The sequence below is a fragment of the Arthrobacter sp. P1_D12 genome, from assembly GCF_056406175.1.
This window is the reverse complement of the sequence record NZ_JBFUAR010000015.1, coordinates 70,497-94,318: the sequence shown is the minus strand read 5'-3', so window position 1 is coordinate 94,318 and position 23,822 is coordinate 70,497. Positions and strand designations below refer to the sequence as shown.

Below are 23,822 nucleotides of genomic sequence, written 5' to 3'. Positions count from 1 at the left end.
GTACGAGTCACCGCCGTCGTGGTCTCCCACGACGGCGGTGATTTTCTCCCCAGGACCCTTGCGGCGCTGGCGGCCCAAACACGGCCCGCCGACGCCGTGATCGGTGTCGACACCGGATCCCGCGACCACTCTGCCGCCCTCCTTGAACAGGAACTGGGCAAGGCCAACGTCACAGTCTTCGACCAGCCCAGGTCCGGCATGGGTGGAGCCGTCATGGCCGGGCTCAAGGCCCTCGCGCCGTGGCCTGCGGAGGGCTCCGCCGCCACGGCGCCGGGCACCGACTGGATCTGGCTGCTGCACGACGACGCCGCACCGGCACCCGAGGCCCTGGCCGAACTCCTCCGTGCAGTCGAGCGGGCGCCGTCGGTCACGGTGGCAGGCTGCAAGCAGCTGGACTGGCATGCCGAGCGGCGGCTGATCGACGTCGGACTCTCCACGAGCCGCTGGGCCGAGCGGCTGACGCTGATCGACGCCGACGAGCTCGACCAGGGCCAGTACGACGGCCGCAGCGATACCTTTGCGGTCAATTCCGCCGGCATGCTGGTCCGCCGCGACATCTGGGAGGAGCTCCGGGGCTTCGATCCGGCCCTGCCCGGAAGCGGCGACGACGTCGACTTCTGCTGGCGCAACCGCCTCGCCGGGCACCGCGTGGTGGTGGTCCCCAGCGCCCGGATGTTCCATGTCTCGCACCGTCCCCACGCCCTTGGCAACGCGACGGCCGCACGCAAGGCACAGGTGCACCTGCGGCTCAAGCACGCGGCCGGCTGGAAAGTCCCGCTGCACGCGGCCGGCGCCCTCCTGGGCAGCCTCTTCAAACTCGTCCTGAGCATTGCGGTCAAGGACCCGGGGCACGGGTTCTCCCAACTGCTGGCGACCTTTGCCGCACTGGGCCGCCCGGCGGCGGTGGTCCGCGGACGCCGCAATGCCGCGCGGACCCGCCGGATCCGGCGCTCCGTCATGAAGGGACTGCAGACGCCGCGCCGTGAGGTCTGGGCGCACCGGCGCTCCCTGATTGAGGCGCTCGGCGCCGACGACTTCGGCAGCGAATTGACGGGTGCCGGTCCGCTGGCCGAGCAGCCCACCGGGAACACCGACGACTTCGCCGCCATCGCCACCCCGGACCGCGGGTGGGTGGGCAGCGGTGCAGTGCTGGCCATACTCCTGACCCTGGCGGTCTCCCTGACAGGGTTGCTTAGCCTGTTCCGGGCCCCGGCCGTCTCCGGCGGCGCGCTGATCCCCGTCTCACTGCGCCTCTCCGAAATCTGGAACCATGCCTCCACCTGGTGGATCAGTCTGGGCGCGGGCCTTCCGGGCCACGGCGACCCCTTTGGCTACCTGCTGTGGGTGCTCGGTGTGCTCGGTGCCGGCGATGCCAACGGCGGCGTGGGCTGGTTGTTGATCCTCGCCATGCCGCTGTCTGCGCTGGGCGCGTGGTTCGCTGCCGGCGCCCTGACTGCCCGCCGGAGGCTGCGCCTTGCGGCCGCCCTGCTGTGGGCCGCGGCGCCGGCACTCCAGGTGTCCCTGAACCAGGGCCGGCTCGGCGCCTTGGTCGCGCACGTCATGATCCCGGTGGTCGTCCTGGCGCTGCTCCGCGCGACCGGCACGGCCGCGGGCCGCGGCATCCATGCCGTCCCTGCCCCGGGACAGGGACGGTCCATCCCCACGCCGGCCGCCCGTCCCGGCGTCAACGGGACGCCGTCGTGGACGGCKGCGGCCGCCGCGGGCCTCGCCCTGGCCGTAGTCACCGCCGCGGCGCCCTCGCTGCTGCTGCCGTCGATGGCCGTCGTGGCCGTCTGCGGCGTGCTGCTGGGCCGGCGCGGCCGCACGGTGTGGTGGGCGCTCCTGCCCAGCCTGGCACTGTTCCTGCCCTTCGCCTTCTCGGTCCTGGACCGGCCGCGGGCGCTCCTGGCCGACCCGGGCCTGCCGCTCGGTTTCGACGCCGCCCCACTGTGGCAACAGGCCCTGGGGCAGCCACTGAACTTCGACGCCGGCGCCGGACTCACCGGGCTCAGCGCCTTCGGCGGGTCCGCCGCCGGTTCCGCCGGGCCGGCCGGTCTGCCGTGGGCACTGCTGCTGGCCTTGCTGTTCGGGCTGCCGGTGCTGCTGCTGGCCCTGGCCGCACTCTTCATGCCGCGCCGGCTTGTGCTGGCCGGACGCACCCGGACGGCACGGGGCCTGTGGGCCGTGGCCGTCCTGATGCTGGCCGGCGGCTGGCTCGCCGGGCATGTCGCCTCCGGCGCCAGCGCCGAGGTCCTGGTCACGCCGTTCCCCGGCCCCGCCGTTTCGGCGGCCGCGTTCGCGTTCCTGGGCGCTGCCCTGATCGGAGCCGAAGGGCTCCTGGACGCCGCCGACCGGACCGCCGGTACCGGGCTGGCACGGAAGGTCCTGATCCGCGGCGCGGCCGCGGCATCCATGGTCCTGCTGCTGGCCGCGCCCCTGGCCGGGTTCACCGTGTGGACCGCACAAAACCTGCTGCAGCCTACGTCGCAGACACCAACAGAGGCACCGGCAGCCACCGCGGGACACACCGGTCTCGGGACCCCGAGGCTCGTCCAGCCTGCCCAGGCCCGCACGCTGCCCGCCACGGCGGTTGATCGCGGCGAGGGCCCGGAACAGTCCAGGACGCTCCTGATTGCCAGCAACGAGGACGGAAGCTTCGACGCAACACTCATGCGCGGAGCCGGGACTACCCTGGACGCACTCTCAACGATCGCCGCCGCCCGCGGCATCCTGGGAGCGCCGGGCCAGGAGACGGTCCGCGACGACGACGCCGTCGCCGGATCGCTCCGGAACGTCGTGGCCACCATCGTCGCCGGCGAAGGCGTGGATCCGCGGGAGGACCTCGAGCGGCTCGGCGTCGGCTTTGTCGTGCTCCGGGTTGCCGATTCAGCCTCCGAATTGACGGCCAGCCGCATGGACGCAGTCCCCGGACTTGCCGCCGTCGGCCAGACGGGGACGGGCTGGCTCTGGCGGGTCAGCCCGCTGGACCGGCCCGGCATCACGGACTCCGACGTCGCGCACCGGGTCCGGGTAGTGGACGGCAGCGGCGCCGCCACCGGACTCCTCCCTTCCGAAGAAGTCTCGGCGGCCGGCACGGTCCCGGCCGGCCCCGAGGGCCGCCTGGTGGTGCTCGCCGATCGGGCCGATCCGGGCTGGAGCGCCTGGCTTGACGGGCGCCGCCTGACCTCAACGACGTCGGGATGGTCGCAGGCCTTCACCCTGCCGGCCCAGGGCGGCCAGTTGAGCATCCGTTACGAAGCGCCGTGGGCGGTCCTGATCGGGATTGCGCAGGCCGTGATGATCGGGCTGACCGTCCTCCTCGCCGTGCCCATGCCTGCCCGCCGGTCCAACACCGGCCTGTCCAGGGACGAAGCCTCCCTGCGTAAGGAACCTCAGCATGTCTAAGGGCGACAACGAAAAAGAAACCCAAACGGAAGCCGCGACGGGTCCGTCGCCGCGGAAGGGGCGCCTGCCGCGGGCTGGAGTGATCGGCGGCATCCTCTCCGCGGTCGCCCTCGTTGCCGCGGGCGGCGGCCTGGTATCGGCGGCGTCGCTGACGCCCCAGAACCCCGCCAGCAGGCAGCTCGAGGCCCCCGTCGCCGCGGTTCCGGCCGGCAGCAGCGTCGGGGTCTGCCCGGGCCCGGCCCGGCTGCTTGAGGGCACCCCCGTGGGCACCGACCCCCAGTTCAGTCCGGAGTCCGCCACCGCGAAGACAGCCGTCAGCGCCGCCGTGCTCGGCTCAAGCGCCGGCATCATCCCCGGCAGCCGGCTCGCCCCGCTCAAAGGTGCCCCCCTCGCCGAAATCGCGCCGGGCGCCGCGCCCACAGCTTCCGCGCCCGCAGCTTCCGCGCCCCCGGCCCGCACGCCCGTGCTGGTCGCCGGCGTCGTGCCCCAGCGCGAGGTGGACAACATCAGCGTCCTCAGCGCCGATGCCCAAAACAACCACCAGGCAGCTGCCGGCGCCGTCCTGAGCTACACGGCCGAGGACGGCGACCTCCAGGGTTCCGCGGCCGCCGCGTGCCAGCAGCCCGGCAACGATCTCTGGCTGGTCGGCGCCAACACGGCGCTCGGCCGGTCGGCAGTCCTGAACCTGACCAATGCCTCCAGCACGCCGGCGACCGTGAGCCTGGACCTCTTTGGCTCCGAAGGCCCGATCCAGGCTCCCGGAAGCCGCGGCCTGCTGGTGGCGCCCGGCAGCACCCGCTCCATCATCCTGGCCGGGCTCGCGCCGGGACAGGAACGGCTCGGCGTGCGGGTCCGCAGCACCGGCGGCCCGGTGGCTGCCGTGATCCAGCAAAGCGTGCTCCGCGGCCTCACGCCCGGCGGCGTCGACTTCATCACCCCCGGCACCGCCCCGTCCGTCAGTCAGGTGGCCGCCGGTCTCGACATCCAGGATCCCGCGGCACTGGCCGCGCTCAAGGCAAAGCCAGGCTTCGCCGACGCCGGACCGGCCCTCGAAGTCGCCGTGCCTGGGGCCACCGACGCTGTGGTCGAGATCAAGCTGTATGGTCCCGACGGCCAGAAGGCGCTACCCGGGGGCGGCGTGGTGACGGCGAAGGCCGGCGCGGTCACGGAAGTTTCCCTGGCCGGGGTCCCGGCCGGGACCTACACCGTGGCGGCGAGCTCGGATGTCTCGTTCGCGGCCACTGCCCGGCTCACGCGGGGACTGCAGGCCGGGGACACGGCGGACATCGCGTTTTCCGCCGCCTCGGCCCGGCTGGGCAGCCAGCACATCGTTGCGGTGCCGCGCACGGGCGACCGGCAGCTCGTTCTCGGTGCCCCCGCCGGCCGGGCGACAGTGACCTACACGCCGATCACTGCGGACGGCAAGATCCGGACCGCGGGCACCGCCGACATTGCCGGCGGAACCACCGTGTCGATCAAGATCCCCGCTGACGTGGGCGGCTCGCCGCTCGTGGGCTATGTGGTGTCCGCCGCCGGGGATCCGGCGTACGGGGCACTTGTTCTGGCGCGGGACGGCCGGCAGGACATTTCCGCGGTGGCGCTGGCGCCGGAAGCGGCAGGACAACGGCAGGTCCCCGTCACGCTGGGCTATTAGGCCCGGGGCAGTTCGGAAGCAGGCTCGGGCTAGTACCGGCGGCGATAGACGGGGTCGAGGGACTCCGGGGGTACGCCGAGCATCTCGGCCGTGTATTCCACGACGACGTCGTGCACGAGGTCCTGGAGTTCGTCCCGGGTTCCGCACACCTGCTCCACCACCCGGCGGTACAGCGTGATGACCGGTCCGTCCTCGGCCGTGGCAGCAGTGAAAGCGCCCATCGGCGCGGGCGTGCGGTCCGCCACGAGCTGCTCCAGGCCCGGGGGGATCTCGTCAACGGCGAAGCGGACGCCGTCGAGCGGCTTGCCCCAGATGTCGTGCAGCCGCTGGGCCGAGTCCAGGACGAAGTCATCGAAGCGGTCGGAGCGGGTCCGGTAGCCGGGCAGCGTGGGGAGAATGAGCTCGCCACGAAGGCCCCGGCCGTGCCGGTTCCTGCGGCGCTGCCGGAAGGTCTTTCCCTGGACGGCGGCGGGCGACCCGGCCAGAGGCGCGCCGGCGGGGCCGGAACCGGCGCCTGTACGTCCGGCGTCGGGGTCAGCCAACCGGACCGTGAAACCCGAATCGTGGTGCGATGACTGCATATCTTGACTCTAAACCCGCGCAATGAAATACGCGATACAGCCCCGACGGCGATCCGCCGCCGCGCCGCCCCGGCCCCGCCGCGGCACAACCACTGCCGCGCCGCGGCACAACCACTGCCGCGCCGCGGCACAACCACTGCCGCGCCGCGGCACAACCACTGCCGCGCCGCGGCACAACGACAGACGTTTCAATGCGCAGCGCCCGGTCCGAGGGGGAGTAGTCTGTGATGTCGTGGGTGCAATTCGTATTTGTTCTAGGTCTGCCTGCCGCAATTCTGCGGTGGCCACTTTGACGTACGTTTACGCCGACTCCACGGCCGTTCTGGGCCCGCTGGCGACGTACGCCGAACCGCACTGCTATGACTTGTGCGAACAGCACGCCGATTCGCTGACCGTGCCGCGCGGCTGGGAAGTCATGCGGCTGGCGATGCCCGCAACTCCGGCCGGTCCCGGCCCCGACGACCTCCTGGCCCTCGCCAACGCGGTCCGCGAGGCGGCCGCACGGCCGGCTGCGGGGGAGACGGCGAAGGGGCAGCGCACGCTGCACCCGGCGCTGGAGGCACCGGCCCCGGCCGAGGGTGCCCGGCGCGGACATCTGCGCGTCCTGCGCGAACCTTCCTAAGGCGCCAACTGGCGGTAGGGTGGAAACTGCAAAAAGCCGTCAGCCACTCAGCCACCGGCGCCCTGTTGCGGCGCCCATCAGGGAGCGTTAACCATGCCCAAGCTCAGTTCCGAACTGTTGTCTGTCCTGCGATGCCCCGTCACCGGCTCCGGCCTGGTGCAGGAAGGCGACGAGCTCGTCACCGTCACGGCAGATAGCGCCGGGAACAAGCTGCGGTACAAAATCGAGGACGGCATCCCGCTGCTGCTCCCGCCGGAACTGCTGCCCGCCGCAGCGGCGGCCCCCGCTGACCAGCACGACGCCGCCCCGCGCCACGCCGCCGAATAGCGCGCCCCGCGCCACGCCGCGGAATAGCGGCCCCAAAACGCTGCCGGGCACCCATCGGGGATGCCCGCGGCACCGAATGACTGCTTAGATCCTGCTCCAATCCAGAATCGCCCAGCTCCAGACACGCGATGCCACCGGCCACAACAAAGGACTCAGATGACTTTCGATTACAAGATTGCGGACATTTCCCTGGCCGAGGCGGGCCGCCACCAGATCCGCCTCGCCGAGCACGAGATGCCCGGACTCATGTCCCTGCGCGAGGAGTTCGGCGCCAGCCAGCCGCTCAAGGGCGCCCGGATCGCCGGATCCCTGCACATGACCGTCCAGACCGCGGTGCTGATCGAGACCCTTACCGCCCTCGGCGCCGAAGTCCGCTGGGCCTCCTGCAACATCTTCTCCACCCAGGACGAAGCCGCCGCCGCAGTGGTGGTCGGCAACGGCACCGTCGAGGACCCCCAGGGAGTCCCCGTCTTCGCCTGGAAGGGCGAGACGCTGGAGGAATACTGGTGGACCGCCCAGCAGATCCTCACCTGGCCGGGCGCCGACGCCAACCCTGAGCTGGGCCCGAACATGATCCTGGACGACGGCGGCGACGCCACCATGCTGGTGCACAAGGGTGTCGAGTTCGAGGCCGCCGGTGCTGTCCCCGCCGCCGCCGAGGACGAGTCCGAAGAAGGCCGGGTGTTCCTCGACGTGCTGCGCGCATCCCTCGAGGCCGACCCGCAGAAATGGACCCGCATCGGCGCCCTCCTGCTCGGCGTCACCGAGGAGACCACCACGGGCGTGCACCGCCTGTACCAGCTGGCGGAGCAGGGCAAGCTGCTCTTCCCGGCGATCAACGTCAACGACTCTGTCACCAAGAGCAAGTTCGACAACAAGTACGGCATCCGCCACTCCCTGCCGGACGGCATCAACCGCGCCACCGATGTCCTGATGGGCGGCAAAGTCGCCGTCGTCTGCGGTTACGGCGACGTCGGCAAGGGCGCAGCGGAGGCCTTCCGCGGCCAGGGGTCGCGCGTGATCGTCACGGAGATCGACCCCATCTGCGCGCTCCAGGCGGCCATGGACGGCTACCAGGTCGCCAAGCTGGAGTCCGTCCTCGGCGAAGGCCACATCTTCATCACCACCACGGGCAACAAGGACGTCATCATGGCCAAGCACATGGCCGAGATGCGTGACAAGGCCATCGTGGGCAACATCGGGCACTTCGACAATGAGATCGACATGGCCGGGCTGGCGCGGGTCCCCGGCATCAAGAAGGTCGAGATCAAGCCCCAGGTGCACGAGTGGGTCTTCGAAGCTGACCCGGCCACGGGCATGGGCGGCCGCTCCATCATCGTCCTGTCCGAAGGCCGCCTGCTGAACCTCGGCAACGCCACCGGACACCCCTCGTTCGTCATGAGCAACTCTTTCGCCAACCAGACCATCGCCCAGATTGAACTGTTCACGAAGGCCGGCCAGCCCGAGGGCGAGCGGGAATACGAGAACCAGGTGTACGTCCTGCCCAAGATCCTGGACGAAAAGGTCGCCCGCCTGCACCTGGGTGCCCTCGATGTGGAGCTGACCGAGCTGTCCAAGGAACAGGCCGAGTACCTGGACGTCGACGTAGCCGGACCGTACAAGCCCGGCCACTACCGCTACTAGGAACCCCTCCCAAAGGGCCCCGGAAGAAGGTCCGGGGCCCTTTGCTGTGACCGTTTTGGGGGCGCTTTTGTAACCGGATCGTGGTCGAATCGGGCCGGGGTTCCAAGGTAATTCGCTTATGCTGGCAGGATGACGTGTGGAAACGCCCGGGTCCTGTGATGGCCCTGAAAACCTGGAGTACCGGCCGAAAGATCGCCCTGCTGGGGGTGCTCTGTGCCCTGGCAGCCGGCGGCGGAGCCTTCGCCGCGGCGGCTCCGGGGCTGGCCCAGTCCGGGATTTCCTCCGAGGCCGGATCCCCGGCCCGGACGACGCCGGGACTTGCCGTCCCGGTGGTCGCCCCCGCTGAACTGGCCGTCTCGCCCGCCGACGGCGCCAAGCAGGTCAACCCTGCGGCGCCGGTTTCCCTCAAGGTCACGAACGGCCGGATTGACCGCGTGGCCCTGACGAGCGATGACGGCGACACCGTTGACGGCACCTTGGGCACGGACGGGTCCGCCTGGACGTCCTCCGGCAACCTGACGTTCAACACGCGGTATAACTTCACGTACTCCGTGGTGGACGACGCGGGACGCGAGACCCACAGCACGCGCGCGTTCACCACCGTCTCGACCGCCAACGAGGCTGACGCCGCCATATACCCCTTGGACGGGATGAAGGTGGGTGTGGCCCAGCCCCTGCAGATCACCTTCAGCGAGCCGGTCCTGAACCGGACCGCCGTCGAAAAGGCCATCAAGATCACCTCGACGTCCGGCCAGGTGGGTGATTTCCACTGGTTCAACAACAACACTGTCAGGTACCGGCCGGAGGCCTTCTGGGCCGCGAACAGCACCATCACCATGGACATGAAGCTGTTCGGCGTCGAGCTAGGCAACGGGCAGGTCGGCAACTTCAACAAGACAGTAACGGTCCACATCGGGGACAAGAAGGTGGCCGTCGCCGATGCCAAGGCCCATACGTTCTCGGTCAGCATCAACGACAAGCCGGCCGGCCACTGGCCGGCGACCATGGGCGACACCCGGTTCCCGTCGGCACGGGGCTTCCTCGTGTTCATGGAGAAGCACCGTGTGGAGCACATGGATGCCTCCACTATTGGGCTCAAACCGGGGGACCCGGCCTACTACGGCCAGCTGGACGTCAACTACGCCACGCGCCTGACGCCCAGCGGGGAATTCATCCATCAGGCCACGGAGTCCGCGATGCCCTATATCGGCAAGACGAACCTCTCCCACGGCTGTATCGGCCTGGGCCCGGACGGCGCGAAGTGGGTGTTCGACAATATGACCACCGGCGACGTCGTCCAGGTGGTGAACACCGAGGGGGAGTACGCCAACTTCGATGACGGCTTCGGGGACTGGAACATCCCTTGGGCCCAATACGCCAACTGACGGGGTGGCACCTCGCTGAGCCCAATCCTCTGACGGTAGGCTCAGAGCCAGATAAGTTGCGCAGCCGGGCGCAGGCCGGGCAGCGCAGAAGCCTACGGAAGCGAAGCTCCACGTGACTGACAAGAGTCCCACCCCTCCCGACCGGCCGGATCCGCACCTGGATCCGTCGGACGACACCGACGAACCGGCGTTCGACTGGATGAAGCCGGCCGCCGCCGGCAAGCCCACTGCGGGCACGCCAGCGCCGTCGGCAACGCCCACCGCCAGCCAGCCGGAGAGCCGCGCCGACCGCAAGGCGGCCGAGGCCGCCGCCACGGGGCCGTCGGATACTGCCCAGTCGGATGTGGCCACGTCGAATGCTGCCCCGTCGGATGACAAGGCGCGCGGGGCAGGAGCCGGCGTATCAGCCGGCGCACGTCCTGACACCGCCCCCGAGGACGAAGTCGAACGCCGCAACGCCGAACGCCGGAATGCCGAACGCGAGCAGGCGGCCAAGGCCAAGCCCGTCCTCCCGCGGGTGCTTCAGGTGCTGCTCGCCGTGTTCTACCCGGTTATCCTGCTGGTGCTCGCCGTCCGCGCCGTGACCAGCCCTCTGTTCCTCTGGGTGGAATACAACCGTCCGGGCTTCCCCGGTGACGGCTACGGCTTCAGCACCGATGACCGCATGACGTACGGTTCCTACGCGGTGGACTACCTCAGCAACTGGTCGGGCCCCCGCTACCTCGGCGATCTTGTGGACCAAAGCGGGGAGCGGTTGTTCAAGGACGGCGAAGTCAGCCACATGGTCGACGTCAAGGCCGTGATCCTGTCCACTTTCGGCGCCGGTACCCTGCTGATCCTGCTGGGCCTGGTGGCCGTGATCTACCTCAAGCGCCGCCATAACGGGGGAGTCCGCCGCGGCCTGTTCGCCGGCTCGATCGTCACCCTTGCGCTCATCATCGGCCTCGGGACCCTTGCGGTACTCGGCTGGGAGCAGTTCTTCACCGATTTCCACCGTATTTTCTTCGCCAACGGGACCTGGACATTTACGCTTCAGGACACCCTGATCCGGCTCTTCCCGGGCCAGTTCTGGATGGACGCCGGGATCGTCATCGGAAGCCTCGTGCTGCTCGCTTCCTTGGTCACCCTCGTCCTGACCTGGCCCACGCGCCGGCGCCGCGGCCTCGGCAAGAAGGCCGCCGCCACATCCAAGGGCACCGATACTGATGCCGGCACTGGCGCCACCGCCGAGGCTGCGCCCGCGGCGGACGGCACGGCCGGCAGCGACGCAGAGGGCCCGGCGCGCACCCGGCACACCGTCTGACGACGGGCCGGTTGCCCGGGGTCAGCCGTAGATCCGGTTGATGTGCTGTTCGTAGTCCCGCACGACGGCGGCCCGCTTGAGTTTGAGCGAGGGGGTCAGGTGCCCTGATTCCACGGTGAAGTCGGCGTCCAGGATGACGAAGCTGCGGATCGACTCGGCCTTGGAGACCGTGAGGTTCGCGGCATCGATGGCTTCCTGGATCGCGGCGCGGACCGTCTGGTCCGCGGCGGCTTCGGCCGGCGCCATGACGGGCACCTTCCGGGCGGCGCACCAGTTGCGCAGTCCTTCCGGGTCCAGGTTCACCAGTGCAGAGACGAAGGGCCGGCCGTCGCCAACGATCACGGCCTGTCCGACCAGCTGGTGCTCCCGGATCTTCTCCTCGAGCGGGCCCGGGGCGACATTCTTGCCGCCGGCCGTGACCAGCAGGTCCTTCTTCCGGCCCGTGATGGTCAGGAATCCGTCCTCGTCGAGGGAACCGAGGTCGCCGGTCCGGAAGAAACCGTCCACGAAGGCCTCAGCGTTGGCGGCCTCGTTCGCGTGGTAGCCCTTGAAGACGCCAATGCCCTTGACCAGGATCTCGCCGTCGTCAGCCACCCGGACTGTGGTGCCCGGAATCGGGATGCCGACGGTGCCCACCTTGGTCCGTGTCGGGGTGTTGGCTGTGCAGGGCGCCGTGGTTTCGGTCAGGCCGTACCCTTCCAGGACGGGGATGCCCACGCCGCGGAAAAAATGGGCGTCGTTGGAGCTCAGCGGGCTCGCGCCGGAGACCGTGTACCGCAGCTGGCCGCCGAAGGCCTGCCGGAGCCTGGGATACAGGATCCGGTCGAAGACTGCGTGCCGGGCACGCAGCAGGAGCCCCGGGCCCGTGCCGTTGCCCCGGGAGGCGGCGTCGAGGGCCTTGGAGTAGTCGATCGCGGCCGCCGCTGCGGCTGTGAAGATACGTTCCTTGCCGGCGGCGTCCGCCTTCTGCGCGGCTCCGGCGTAGACCTTTTCGAAGATCCGGGGGACCACCAGCAGAAAGGTGGGTTTGAAGCTGTCCAGATCGTCCAGGAGCTCTTTGGCGCTGGCGGTGTGGCCGAGGGTGGATCCGGAGCTAAGGCAGACCACCTGCACCGCCCGGGCCAGGACGTGCGCCAGGGGCAGGAACATCAGCGTCCGGGAACGCGGCTGCATGAGGAGCTCGGGCAGGAACAGGACGATGTTCTTGGCCACCAGGGCAAAGTTGGCGTGGGTGATCTCGCAGCCCTTGGGCTTGCCGGTGGTGCCCGAGGTGTAGACCAGGGACGCGACATCCGCCAGGGACGCCGCGGTCCGGTGGCGTTCCAGCTCGGCGTCGGTCACCCCGGTGCCGGCCGCGGCCATGCTCGCCAGGTTCGGTGCGGCGCCGTCGTGCTCCATCCGCACGACGGCAACAAGCCGGTCACCGAGGACGGTGGAGGCGTCCAGGACGCCCTGGACGAGAGCGGCCCTGGCGTGGTCCTCGACGAACACCCGCCGGGCCCCCGAATCATGGAGAATCCACTCGACCTGGGACGCGGAGGAGGTCTCGTAGATCGGAACGGTGACGCCGCCGGCGAACCAGATGGCGAAGTCCACCACCGTCCACTCGTACCGGGTGGCGGACATGACCGCGACGGTCTCGCCCGGCGTGAGTCCGCCGGCGATCAGGCCCTTGGCCAGGGCAGTGACCTGCTCCAGGAAGTGCTGGACGGAGACGTCGGTCCAGCCGCCGGGGCCTTTGCGGGAGTAGAGGGCGTGCACGGGATCCTTCGCGTGCTGCTCCAGGAGCAGGTCAGTCACGTTGCTCTCCGGGTCCAGCTCCACGAGCAGTCCGGTGCTTGCTTCTCTCACAGCCGAGTCTCCATTTCCTGGTCCGCCCGGAGTTCGGCGGACATTCCCCTGCAATCCTGCCCTAGATCCAGGACGGCATCCACATCCGGATGCGCCAGTCCTGGTACGGGATCACCTCGGCCGTCCAGACCGGGTAGAAGAACGCGGACACCAGCACGGCCGCCACCACGAACAGCGCCACCAGGTAGAACCCGGACCGCCGGCGCCAGAGGGGGTCGGCGCGCTGGCCGAGCACCAGCCCCAGGCAATAGACGAGCGCCAGCACCAGGAACGGTTCAAAGGACACGGCGTAGAAGAAGAAGGTGGTGCGCTCCGGGTACATGAACCAGGGGAGATATCCTGCGGCCACTCCGGCCAGGACTGCGCCGGCGCGCCAGTCGCGGCGGCCCGCCCACCAGAACAGCAGGACACCCAGGCTCACGGCCGCGCTCCACCAGATCAACGGGTTGCCGACGGAGAGGATGGCGGTGGTGCAGTTGGTCAGCTCGCAGCCCGGGGTGCCCTGCCCGGGGGATTCATAGAAGAAGGACGTGGGCCGGCCCATGACCAGCCAGCTCCAGGCGCTGGCCTCGTAGGGGTGGTCGGCACTGAGGCCCTGGTGGAACTTGTAGGCCTCCAGGTGGTAATGCGCCAGGGACCGTACGGCGTTCGGCAGCCAGCCCCACTCGGCCGAGGGGTTGGCCTCGGCCCAATGCCTGAAGTAGGCGTCCGTGGACCGGAACCACCCGGTCCATGTGGCGCCGTAGACCAGGGCGGCCACCGGAACGATGCTCAGGAAGGCCGGGACGCCGTCCTTGAGGATGCCGCCGCTGATCCAGGCATGCACGCCGGCTATGCGCCGCGCGCTGAGGTCCCAGAAGACGGTCAGCAGGCCGAATCCGGCCAGAAAGAACAGGGCGGACCATTTCGTGCCGACCGCCAGGCCCAGGCAGACGCCCGCCGCGAGGCGCCACCACCGGATGCCGAGCCAGGGCCCGGAGGTGAGCTGCAGCGCCGAGGGCCGCCCCGTGGCGGAGGCCGCGGCCTGCCGGCCGAGCCGGGCAGCGAGCCGCCTCCGGCCGTCGTCGCGGTCCATCAGCAGGGCCCCGAACGCGGCGAGGATCCAAAACATCAGGAAGATGTCCAGCAGCGAGGTCCGGGACATGACCAGGTGGTGGCCGTCCACGGCGAGCAGGATGCCGGCCACGGCACCCAGGGTGAGCGAGCGGAAGAGCTTTTGCGCGATCAGGGCCAGCAGGAGGATGGACAGTGTCCCCGTCAGGGCCGCACCGAACCGCCAGCCGAAGGGGTTGTCCGCCCCGAACAGCCACATGCCCGCGGCGATCATCCACTTGCCGACCGGCGGGTGGACGACGTACTCCGGCGTGTTCAGCAGCACGCCGGGGTTGCCGGCGATGAACGAGTCGTTCGCCCGGTCCGGCCAGCTGCGCTCGTATCCGCTGACCAGGAATGAGTACGCGTCTTTGACATAGTACGTTTCGTCAAAGACCAGGTTGCGCGGCGTGTCCAGCCGGACGAACCGCAGGACGCCGCCCAGCGCGGCCGTCAGGACGGGAATGAGCCAGTACCAGAGCCGAAGCGACGCCGGGTAGTCCCGCCAGCTCTGGAGGCCGCCGATCAGGCGCTCACGGAGGGCCTCCGGGGTGTTGGCCTCGGCGGGGCGGCCGATCCAGCGGTGCCCTTCAAGGTTGCGGCCGGTGCTTAAGCGGCTCCGGTCCTTGCCGGCCGCCCGGCCGTCGGGACGGCCGGGACCTGTTGCCGGCGAAGCATCAGGGCCAGTCTCGGGCTGCCGCGTGGGGGTCTGGGTCACGTTGCCCATGCTACCTTTCGCAGCTGTGCCCGCAGGCCCCCGCCCCGGCGGCAGTAGGCTGGTCCTGTGGACCACGAACCCAGCCCTTCCCCCCTTCCTCCCCTCGATCCTCCCCTCGACGGCGATGACGCCGCCGCCGTTCCCGCCGCTGATTCGGCGTCTGTGTCCGCCGCTGTGTCCGCCTCCGGCGGGCCTGGCAGGATCGTCCTCGCCGCGACGCCGATCGGCAATGCGGGCGATGCCTCGGCGAGGCTCGTGGAGTTGCTCGCGACGGCGGACATCGTCGCCGCGGAGGACACCCGGAGGCTGCACCGCCTCGTGCAGAACCTCGGCGTCACCGTGGCGGGCCGGATCATCAGCTATCACGAGCACAATGAGGCAGCCAAGACGGCTGACCTGCTGGCGCAGGTCCGGTCCGGCAAGACCCTGGTGATGGTGACCGACGCCGGCATGCCCTCGGTCTCTGATCCGGGGTTCCGGCTGGTTGAAGGCGCCGTGGCGGCCGGCCTCACCGTCACCGCGGCGCCGGGACCCTCCGCCGTGCTGACCGCCCTGGCCCTGTCGGGCCTGCCGACGGACCGGTTCTGCTTCGAGGGCTTCCTGCCGCGCAAGGCCGGTGAACGTTCCTCGCGGCTGGCGGATCTCGACACCGAGCGGCGCACCATGGTGTTTTTCGAGGCACCGCACCGGCTGGAGCCCATGCTGAGGGCCCTGCGGGAGAGCTTTGGCGCCGACCGCCGGGCCGCCGTCTGCCGTGAACTCACCAAGACCTATGAAGAGGTCATCCGCGGCACCCTGCGCGAACTGCTTGAATGGGCCGAGTCCAGCGAAGTGCGCGGCGAAATTGCCGTGGTGGTGGGCGGCGCCCCGGAACGCGAACCCGGCCGTCCCGAGGATCATGTGGCTGCCGTCAACGGGCTGATAGCCCAGGGCATCCGGCTGAAGGAGGCCGTCGCCGCAGTGGCCGATGACGCGAAGGTCAGCAAGCGCGAACTCTATGCCGCGGTCCTCGCCGCGCGCTGAGCCGTGCGCTGAGCCAGGTGCTGGGTGCCGGGCGGCAGGTTCCGGCGCGCCGCCGTGCCTCCGGGGCCGGAACCGGGCTCCACGCCCACACAGAACGGTTGTGCAGCTGCACAGCATAGTTTGGATACAGTAGTGCGCGCATGCATAGACTTGCCAGTGAGCGCGGCAGTAGCGTGGCAGTAATCCAGACGCCCGTGCCTGCCTGTGGGAACGAGCGCCTACAACGAAAACTCATTCAAAAACTTGTGCCCACACTAGTTCAACCGAATTGCTGACGAGGGAGTCATTGTGACTGTAACTGCCCAGCCTATTGTTTCCGCGGACCGGGAGAGCGCCCTGCTGGCGTCCGTTCCGACGGGTCTGCTGATCAACGGCGAATGGCGTCCGGCCGTGTCCGGGAAGACCTTCGACGTCGAGGATCCCGCGACCGGGAAGGTCCTGCTCAGCATTGCCGACGCCGGTCCCGAAGACGGCAAGGCGGCCCTGGACGCGGCCGCTGCCGCGCAGGAGTCCTGGGCCAAGGTCCCGGCCCGGGAACGCGGCGAGATCCTGCGCCGCGCCTTCGAGCTGGTGACCGAACGGGCCGAGGACTTCGCGCTCCTGATGACCCTGGAGATGGGCAAGCCGCTGGCCGAGGCCCGTGGCGAGGTCACCTATGGCGCCGAGTTCCTGCGCTGGTTCTCGGAAGAGGCCGTCCGCGCGTTCGGCCGCTACTCGGTCTCCCCGGACGGCAAGTCCCGGCTGCTGGTGACCAAGAAGCCCGTGGGCCCGTGCCTTTTGATTACGCCGTGGAACTTCCCGCTGGCGATGGCCACCCGCAAGATCGCCCCCGCGGTCGCGGCCGGCTGCACGATGGTGCTCAAGTCCGCGAACCTGACCCCGCTGACCTCCCAGCTGTTCGCGGCCGTGATGGTCGAGGCCGGCCTGCCCGCCGGTGTCCTGAACGTCATCCCGACCTCCACGGCCGGCGCCACCACGGGTCCGCTGATCAAGGATCAGCGCCTGCGCAAGCTGTCCTTCACCGGTTCCACCGAGGTCGGCCGCCGGCTGCTCGCTGATGCGTCCGAGACGGTGCTCCGGACCTCGATGGAACTCGGCGGGAACGCCCCGTTCGTCGTGTTCGGGGACGCCGACATCGACGCCGCCGTCGCCGGGGCGATGCTGGCGAAGCTGCGGAACATGGGCGAGGCCTGCACGGCGGCGAACCGGTTCATCGTGCACGAGTCCGTCGCGGCCGAGTTCGCGGAGAAGTTCGCCGCGAAGATGGCGGAGATGACCACGGCCCGGGGCACCGAGGCCGAGTCCAAGGTCGGCCCGCTGATCGATGCCAAGAGCCGGGACAAGGTCCACGAACTCGTCACCGACGCCGTGAACTCCGGTGCTGTCGCCGTGACCGGCGGCTCCGCCGTCGAGGGCCCGGGCTACTTCTACAAGCCCACGATCCTCACCGGCGTGACCGAGGGCAGCCGGATCCTGTCCGAGGAAATCTTCGGACCCGTCGCCCCGATCATCACCTTTGACACCGAGGACGAGGCTGTCCGGCTCGCGAACAACACCGAATACGGGCTGGTGGCCTACGTCTTCACCCGGGACTTGAACCGGGGCATCCGGATGGGCGAACGGCTCGAGACCGGCATGCTGGGCCTGAACGCCGGCGTGGTCTCCAACGCTGCCGCCCCGTTCGGCGGCGTCAAGCAGTCCGGCCTGGGCCGCGAAGGCGGCCTCGAGGGCATCGAGGAATACCTCTACACGCAGTACATCGGCATCGCCGACCCCTACGCCGGCTAGCCACACCAGCTACCCGCGGCGCACCCGGCGGACGGAGTTGCGGATCTTCCCCCAGGATCCCGCGAACCCCCGCCGGGTGCGTAGTGCTGTCCGGGAGAGGAACCCGCGGGGCAGCCGGAGGGCGCGCCGCCAGCCGGCCATGACCGACGGCGGCAGCCAGGCCGCGCGTAGCCGGACCAGGAAGCCGGCGTTGGCGCGCAGCGAGGACTGCACCTGGGCGATCCTGGCCGCGGCGGAGTCGGCCGGATCCGCGGAGCCTGCGGCCCGCGCCGGGCCGGCCACGCCGCCCGGGCGGCCGTACTGCTCACGTTCGAAGTCCTCGGTCAGGGCCGCCGCGGCCCGCTGGCCGGGCCCGTCCGCACCGCCGGGTTCCCCGAAAACCGTCGAGGCGCGCAACCGCTCGGAGAAATTCCGCGGCGTTTCGCTCGCTCCGGGCGCCACCCCGTAGTCCGTGGCCAGATCCCGCAGTTCCGCCCAGGCCGGCAGCGCCGTCCCGGCCGTGGCGCCGGGATTGCCGCGGGCCGCCGTCCTTAGCCTGCGGCGCCGCACGCCGCTGCGCACCAGCCGCGGGGAGGCCACCAGCAGCGCCAGCAGCAGCGCCGCGGCAACACCGTACAGCGCCTGTGCCGCCTGCGCGCCGCTGGGCGCCGGCGTGCCCGCTCCGGGAAGCGGAACCGTGCCGGGGGCCGGGAACGGTGCCTGGGTGGATCCGTCACCGGGGGTCAGGGCGTCGTTGCGGTCGTTGGTGCTGGCACCGCTGCGTGCGGCGGCATCCGTGGCGTACGCCGGAACGACGCCGCGGGATGGCGTCGGCTCAAACGCGACCCAGCCGACGCCCTGGAAGTAGAGCTCCGGCCAGGCGTGGGCGTCCCGGGCATCGACCTCGAACTCCGGAAGCGGGCCCTGGCCCGAGACCGCCACCGTGGCCCCGGTGGGGCGCCCCGGCGCGTAGCCCACGGCGATCCTGCTCGGAATGCCCTCCAGCCTGGCCATCACGGCCATGGCGGAGGCGAAATGAATGCAGTAGCCGCTCTTCTGGGTCAGGAAGTCCGCCAGCACGGACAGGCCGTTGCCGTCGTAGCCGCCCTGCACGGGGGACTGCAGCGAGTAGGTGAACTCGGCGGAGCGCAAATACCTCTGGATGGCCATGGCCCGCGAATACGGCGAGTTGGCACCCGCCGTCACAGTTTTAGCCGTGCTGCGCACAACCTCCGGAACATTCGACGGTTCCCGGAGGAACAGTTCGGGGACACCGCGCACCTGCCCGGAAGCGCCCGCCAGCAGCGCTGCCGTGAGCTGCGGAGTGACGGACGAGACCACATATTGCTGGTCGCGGGAATTTGTGTCCACACCCTTGATGCTCAGCGTGGCGGGGTCCCAGCTCCAGCGCCCTGAGAGGCCGTTGACAGCTTCCGGCGCATACGGCGCGGGCAGGTACGGGCTCGTGTACTGGCCGGTGTTGACGGCCGTAATCACGCGGAGCTCGGCCGGGGCGGTCTCATGCCCGGCCTCGAGCCGGCCCGTTCCCGGCTGCCGGCTCGACTCCCGGTCATCGGGTGACCAGGCATCGCCGTCAAAGGTGTCCACCGTCACCGAGCGCAGGTACGGCGTCGTCGGCGCGTTCGTGGCGAAGGTGATCCGGCCCTCGCCGGAGGGGCTGCGCAGGCTGTTGCCCAGGCTGATCATCGGATTGAGGCCGGTGGCGCCGCCGAACGGGTTCAGCCGCGAGCCCTGCGGGAACGTGCCCTGGTCGAAACCCGGGATGACCAGCTGCAGCACCAGCGTGAGGGTCAGCGCCGCGACGGCCGTGACCGTGCCGCGCCGCAGCTGTCCGGGGTTGCGGGCGGTGTCGGCCAGGGTGCGGGTATCCGGCGTGTACCAATGGCTGCAGCCGAGGATCAACAGGTACCCGACTACGGCGCCCACGAACCCCAGCACCCCCACGCTTTGCGGCTTGACCATGGCCGGGACCACGAGGATTGCCAGGATCCCGAGCCCGCTCGTGGCCGGCAGCGCCAGCGGGAACGCCAGGGCATCGATGAGGATCACGAGCAGCCCGAGGACCGCGCAGATCAGCATGACGATTCCGGCGTTGGGGGCCACTGGGGTGCTCTCGGCCAGGACCGTTTCGCTGGCCCGCCGGAGGAACTTTCCCAGGTAGTTCCCGGTCTCCGGGGAGGGGATGAACCCGGCAATGCTGTGCTGCCGGAAGAAGATGAAGGTCACGGCCACGATCAGGGCCACCAGGCCGCCGGCGGTCACCAGCCAGGGCCGGGCACGCAGGGACCGGAGCACCGCGAGGGAGAACGCAACGGAGAGGACGGTGCTGAACACCGGGGAGTACCAGGCCCAGCCCCGCAGGACGCCGTTGAATCCGAGGGCCGCGCCCGCGACGGCCACCGCGACGGCGGTCGCCATCACCCAGGGCCGGGCGCCGGGTCCGTCCGGCCGGGACGCCGCACCGGGGGAGAGGGCCGTCGGTTCTTCTTCGCCGGCCGTGCCGGTGCCGTGGCTGCGTTGCGGGGCGAGGGTCATGGCCGGCCCCCCACGCCGCGGCGGACGTCGGCCCCGGCGGACATCCCCGGGTCTGCCTGGTCGAAGGCTGCCCAGGCGTCAGGCAGCGAGCTCTGGGCGGATACCGCCAGGGCCCGCCATCCGCCCAGCCGCAGCGCCTCCAGCACCTCGGGCACTTCGCCGGAGTCCTGTGCCCGGTCCGTGACCAGCAGCGCGAAGGCGTTCGCGCCGAACCCGGCGGCCGGGGACAGCGCCCGGGCCTCGGCCGGGGTCAGGCTGCCCAGGACCGCCAGGACAGGTCCGCGCAGCCGGTGGGCGGAAAGTTTGTCCATCAGGGTGTCGTCGAAGGCGTGCGGGGCATTCCCGGTGCCTGCACCGGCCCCGGAGCGGAATCCACCCGGCGCGGAGGATCCGGTGCTGGTTCCCGCCGCGGCCTCCTGCGGGCGGGCCTGGGGGCGGGGCGCCGTGCGGTCACGGCGCGGGTGGTTGTGGAGGTGGGTGTGGTGCGGGCCGGAAAGCTCGATGGCAGCCAGGCTTTCGGCGATGGACTGCAGCCCGGCCGTTCCGGTGTATTCCTCGGCTTCCGGGTCGGGAGCGGACGGCGAATTCCGGAAGGCCGGCGCGCCCGCGCTGTCCAGGAACCGCAGCGAGTAGTTGCGTTCCGCGAGGTGGGCCCCGATCGACATCGCCGCCGTGACAGCCCACTCGAAGGCATCAGAGGTCAGCAGGTCGTGGCCGTCCCCCTCCCCGCCGCCCGGGTGGCCGCCGGAGGAATGTGCACTGTGGCCGAACACCCCGTGGGGGTAGGCCGAGAGCCGCTGGTCCAGGATGATGGTCGCCTCGGGGGTCGTGACGGATTCCTCCTGCCGCACCATGAGGGACCCGTGGCGGGCGGTCGCGGCCCAGTGCACCCGGCGCAGCGGATCCCCGTGGCGGTATTCGCGGGTCATGACGTCGTCGTCGCTGGGATTGGCCCGGGCCCGCGTGGGTGTGACACCGTCGTGCCCGCGGGCACCGGCGAGCCCGGTCTCCGGCAGCTCGATGGCGGCGGGCGTCACGGTGAGGAGGTCGCCGTCGTCAATCGCGTGGCGGTGGAAGGAGAGCCCGAAGGGATCGCTGAATTCCGCCGTGACGGGCCCGATCAGGAACTGGCCGCGCCGGGCCGAGCGGAGGTGGTACTCATAGCGGCTGGTGCCGCCGGCTGCCGCACGGGCCGGGAACCGGAAGACAGGCGATTCGCCGAACCGGGCCGGCAAGTGTTCCTCCATGACCGCGTGGCCTGTGCCCGCCCCGGTCCGCGCGACGGCCAGCCGCACCGTGGCACGGGCGGACGTTTCAACCGGCGACGGGCTGAATTCGCGGTAGACCCGGAACCTCGGCTTCAGGACCCGGGTTCCGGCCAGGGCGAGCACCGGCAGCACCAGCAGCAGGACGGCCAGGGCCAGCAGGTCCCGGCGCCCCATGATCTGCGCGGCCAGCAGCGACACCGCACCCGCGCCGAGCAGGCCCCAGCCGCGGCTGCTGAAGAAGTGCCCGGGGAACCGATCCCTTATCGCCACGGCGGAGCCATTCCCTAGCGCGGATTGGGCACGTTGGGCGGCGGCGCGGCTGCCATGGCCGAGGCCTTCTTCCGGCCAGAGCCGCCGGTTCCGTTGGGTGAGGCCGTCACGTCCGGGGTGACGGGTATCTTGGCGATGATGGCCCGGATGACGCTTTGCGGCGTCTCACCCGCGCTGGCCGCCTTGCGGTCGAGGATGATCCGGTGGGCGAGCACCGCCTCGGCGACGCTGACGACGTCGTCCGGCAGCACAAAGTCCCGGCCCTCCAGCGCGGCGGTGGCCTTCGCCGCACGCAGGAGCTGCAGCATGGACCGCGGGCTGGCGCCGAGCCGGAGAAGCCCGCTTTCCCGCGTGGCCCGGCCCAGGGCCACGGTGTATTCCTTGATGGACCGGGACACGTACACCTGCTGCACCGTGGCAATCATGGCGGCCACTTCCGCCGCGGTGACCACTGCCGTCACACGCGCCAGCGGAGAGGAGGCCTGGTGGGTTTCGAGCATCTCCATCTCGGACTCACGGTCCGGGTAGCCCATGGAAATCCGGGCCATGAAGCGGTCCCGCTGCGCTTCCGGTAGCGGATACGTGCCCTCCATCTCAATGGGGTTCTGCGTCGCCACCACCATGAAGGGCTCATCCAGCCGGTAGGACGTGCCGTCCACCGTGACTTGGTGCTCCTCCATGCACTCCAGCAGGGCTGACTGGGTCTTGGCCGAGGCGCGGTTGATTTCGTCCCCGATGACGATATTGGCGAACACCGCGCCGTGCCGGAACTCGAAGGTCCGGGTCGCCTGGTTGTAGATGGACACGCCCGTGACGTCGGACGGGAGCAGGTCCGGGGTGAACTGGATCCGGCTGACGGAGCAGTCGATGGTGCGGCCCAGCGTCTTCGCCAGGAGCGTCTTGCCCACCCCCGGGACGTCTTCGAGGAGCAGGTGGCCCTGGGCGAGGAGGACCGTGAGCGCCAGTTTGGCCGCTTCGGCCTTGCCGTCGATGACCGTATTGATCGCCGTCAGGATCCGGGTGCTGGCTGAGTGGAAAGCGTCGGCATCCATGGCCGGCAGTTCATGCCGCGGGGGCCGCTGTCCGGCTGCGTTTGGGTCCAAGGACGCGCGGCCCGGGAGGCTCTGTCCCTGGGGGAGGATGTCGTCTACGGAAGTGCGGTGGTAATCCATCGGCAGCCTTTCAGCCCTGGTGGGTCCCGGATCTGACCGCCCGCGGCGGCCGGGGCCCCGCAGTGGCATTCACCTGTTTCCTAACGGGGAAATTACAGAGTATTAACAGACTACTAACACAACTGCCGGCCCTGACAGAGAGTTCCGGGGAAATCTGGCCTCCGGTTAGGGTGGATGAATGCCCAATCCCCTCACTCCCGTCCCCTTCCGGTCGCCTGGAAACGACGGTACCGGACGCAGCGGGTATCCGCCCGCACCGGAACCGCTTCCCGTGCCGGTCATGGACAACCACACGCATTTGGACTTTCCCGACGCGGAGCTCGAGGTGGGCATCAAGGATGCCCTCGATGCCGCCGCCGCCGTGGGCGTCCAAGGCGCCGTGCAGGTGGGCTGCGACCTCGAATCGTCCCGGTTTACGGTCAACGCGGTCGACCTCGATTCACGGCTCCTGGGCGCTGTTGCCCTCCACCCCAACGACGCCCCCGGCTACGCCCGGCGCGGCGGCCTGGAGGAGGCCCTGGCCGAGATCGAGGAGCTTGCCGCCCATCCGAGGATCCGGGCGATCGGGGAGACCGGCCTGGACTTCTTCCGGACCGAGGGCGAGGGCCTGGCCCACCAGCGCTATTCGTTCCGCCGCCATATCGACATCGCCAAACGGCTCGGACTGACGCTGCAAATCCACGACCGCGACGCCCACGACGACGTCGTCCAGGTCCTGCGCGAAGAGGGGGCCCCGGAGCGGGTGGTCTTCCACTGTTTCTCCGGCGGCGAGGCGCTCGCCCGGACCTGCAACGCGGAGGGCTGGTACATGTCCTTTGCCGGAACTGTGACATTCAAGAACGCGACGGACCTGCGGGAAGCGCTGGCTATCGCTGAGCCGAGCCGGATCCTGGTCGAGACCGACGCGCCCTTCCTCACCCCGCACCCGCATCGCGGCCGGCCCAACGCGAGCTACATGGTTCCGTACACCGTGCGGGCCATGGCCGATGTGACTGGGTCGGAGCTTTCCGGGCTGTGTGCCCAGATCGCCGCAAATACGGTGCGGGCATACGGATCCTGGGACTGAACCTTCCTGATCCAGCTCCCCGGCATAGATACCAGGTATGCACAAATTCTTGGTTCCTTTATAACGCTTCGATTACAGTGGTCAACTATTAGCCGGGGTCGGGGAAGGCCTACGGATA

Annotated in this window: 16 protein-coding genes; 10 read left to right on the top strand and 6 right to left on the bottom strand. The window is 70.0% G+C overall.

The features are described from left to right. Positions 1-18 precede the first annotated feature (18 nt). Positions 19-3,405 carry a glycosyltransferase family 2 protein gene (locus AC1DZV_RS12915; protein WP_476950415.1) on the top strand — a complete coding sequence of 1,129 codons (3,387 nt, stop codon included), beginning with the start codon at positions 19-21 and terminating at the stop codon, positions 3,403-3,405. Next, positions 3,398-5,059 (top strand): DUF5719 family protein, encoded by a 1,662-nt coding sequence (locus AC1DZV_RS12910; RefSeq protein ID WP_476950416.1) that lies wholly within the window; start codon positions 3,398-3,400, stop codon positions 5,057-5,059. Before AC1DZV_RS12915 ends, AC1DZV_RS12910 begins: the two co-directional genes overlap by 8 nt. 29 nt (positions 5,060-5,088) lie before the next feature. Here the strand turns inward: AC1DZV_RS12910 and AC1DZV_RS12905 are convergent, their stop codons facing one another. Next, positions 5,089-5,640, bottom strand: coding sequence for a metallopeptidase family protein (locus AC1DZV_RS12905; protein WP_028277395.1), 552 nt, complete (start codon positions 5,638-5,640; stop codon positions 5,089-5,091). A 232-nt stretch (positions 5,641-5,872) separates the two neighbouring features. On the opposite strand from AC1DZV_RS12905, the gene AC1DZV_RS12900 reads away from it, so the two are divergent. The 5 genes from AC1DZV_RS12900 to AC1DZV_RS12880 all read left to right on the top strand — a co-directional run bounded on the left by AC1DZV_RS12900 (position 5,873) and on the right by AC1DZV_RS12880 (position 10,921). Then, positions 5,873-6,262, top strand: coding sequence for a DUF3499 domain-containing protein (locus tag AC1DZV_RS12900; RefSeq protein ID WP_476950417.1), 390 nt, complete (start codon positions 5,873-5,875; stop codon positions 6,260-6,262). A 93-nt stretch (positions 6,263-6,355) separates the two neighbouring features. Then, positions 6,356-6,589, top strand: a complete 234-nt coding sequence (locus AC1DZV_RS12895; RefSeq protein WP_476950418.1) for a hypothetical protein — start codon at positions 6,356-6,358, stop codon at positions 6,587-6,589. 156 nt (positions 6,590-6,745) lie between these two features. After that, complete coding sequence (gene ahcY / locus AC1DZV_RS12890) at positions 6,746-8,233, top strand: adenosylhomocysteinase (RefSeq protein WP_476953853.1); 1,488 nt, start codon at positions 6,746-6,748, stop codon at positions 8,231-8,233. Between the two features lie 158 nt (positions 8,234-8,391). Next, entirely contained in the window at positions 8,392-9,618 is a 1,227-nt protein-coding gene (locus AC1DZV_RS12885; protein ID WP_476950419.1) for a L,D-transpeptidase, read from the top strand. A 112-nt stretch (positions 9,619-9,730) separates the two neighbouring features. Continuing rightward, the gene (locus tag AC1DZV_RS12880; RefSeq protein WP_476953852.1) at positions 9,731-10,921 is read left to right on the top strand and encodes a TIGR01906 family membrane protein; all 1,191 of its coding nucleotides are present in this window, start codon (positions 9,731-9,733) and stop codon (positions 10,919-10,921) included. 21 nt (positions 10,922-10,942) lie between these two features. On the opposite strand, the gene AC1DZV_RS12875 is transcribed toward AC1DZV_RS12880, so the two are convergent. After that, positions 10,943-12,772, bottom strand: a complete 1,830-nt coding sequence (locus AC1DZV_RS12875) for an AMP-dependent synthetase/ligase (RefSeq protein WP_476950421.1) — start codon at positions 12,770-12,772, stop codon at positions 10,943-10,945. A gap of 61 nt (positions 12,773-12,833) precedes the next feature. Then, positions 12,834-14,591 (bottom strand): dolichyl-phosphate-mannose--protein mannosyltransferase, encoded by a 1,758-nt coding sequence (locus AC1DZV_RS12870; protein ID WP_476950422.1) that lies wholly within the window; start codon positions 14,589-14,591, stop codon positions 12,834-12,836. Between the two features lie 57 nt (positions 14,592-14,648). Here AC1DZV_RS12870 and rsmI point away from each other — a divergent pair, with 57 nt between their 5' ends. Both rsmI and AC1DZV_RS12860 read left to right on the top strand, forming a co-directional pair. Beyond that, the gene (rsmI, locus tag AC1DZV_RS12865) at positions 14,649-15,605 is read left to right on the top strand and encodes a 16S rRNA (cytidine(1402)-2'-O)-methyltransferase (RefSeq protein ID WP_476950423.1); all 957 of its coding nucleotides are present in this window, start codon (positions 14,649-14,651) and stop codon (positions 15,603-15,605) included. Between the two features lie 288 nt (positions 15,606-15,893). Further along, complete coding sequence (locus tag AC1DZV_RS12860) at positions 15,894-17,393, top strand: NAD-dependent succinate-semialdehyde dehydrogenase (RefSeq protein ID WP_243179863.1); 1,500 nt, start codon at positions 15,894-15,896, stop codon at positions 17,391-17,393. Positions 17,394-17,402: 9 nt separating this feature from the next. Here the strand turns inward: AC1DZV_RS12860 and AC1DZV_RS12855 are convergent, their stop codons facing one another. The 3 genes from AC1DZV_RS12855 to AC1DZV_RS12845 are packed head-to-tail and all read right to left on the bottom strand — an operon-like array spanning position 17,403 to position 22,638. Next, entirely contained in the window at positions 17,403-19,928 is a 2,526-nt protein-coding gene (locus tag AC1DZV_RS12855; protein WP_476953851.1) for a transglutaminase TgpA family protein, read from the bottom strand. After that, positions 19,925-21,466, bottom strand: a complete 1,542-nt coding sequence (locus AC1DZV_RS12850; protein ID WP_476953850.1) for a DUF58 domain-containing protein — start codon at positions 21,464-21,466, stop codon at positions 19,925-19,927. The genes AC1DZV_RS12855 and AC1DZV_RS12850 overlap by 4 nt, the downstream gene beginning before the upstream one ends. 14 nt (positions 21,467-21,480) lie before the next feature. After that, a complete protein-coding gene (locus AC1DZV_RS12845; protein WP_476950426.1) occupies positions 21,481-22,638 on the bottom strand; it encodes an AAA family ATPase in 1,158 nt (385 codons plus the stop codon). 178 nt (positions 22,639-22,816) lie between these two features. Here AC1DZV_RS12845 and AC1DZV_RS12840 point away from each other — a divergent pair, with 178 nt between their 5' ends. After that, entirely contained in the window at positions 22,817-23,704 is an 888-nt protein-coding gene (locus AC1DZV_RS12840; protein ID WP_476950427.1) for a TatD family hydrolase, read from the top strand. Positions 23,705-23,822: the final 118 nt, after the last annotated feature.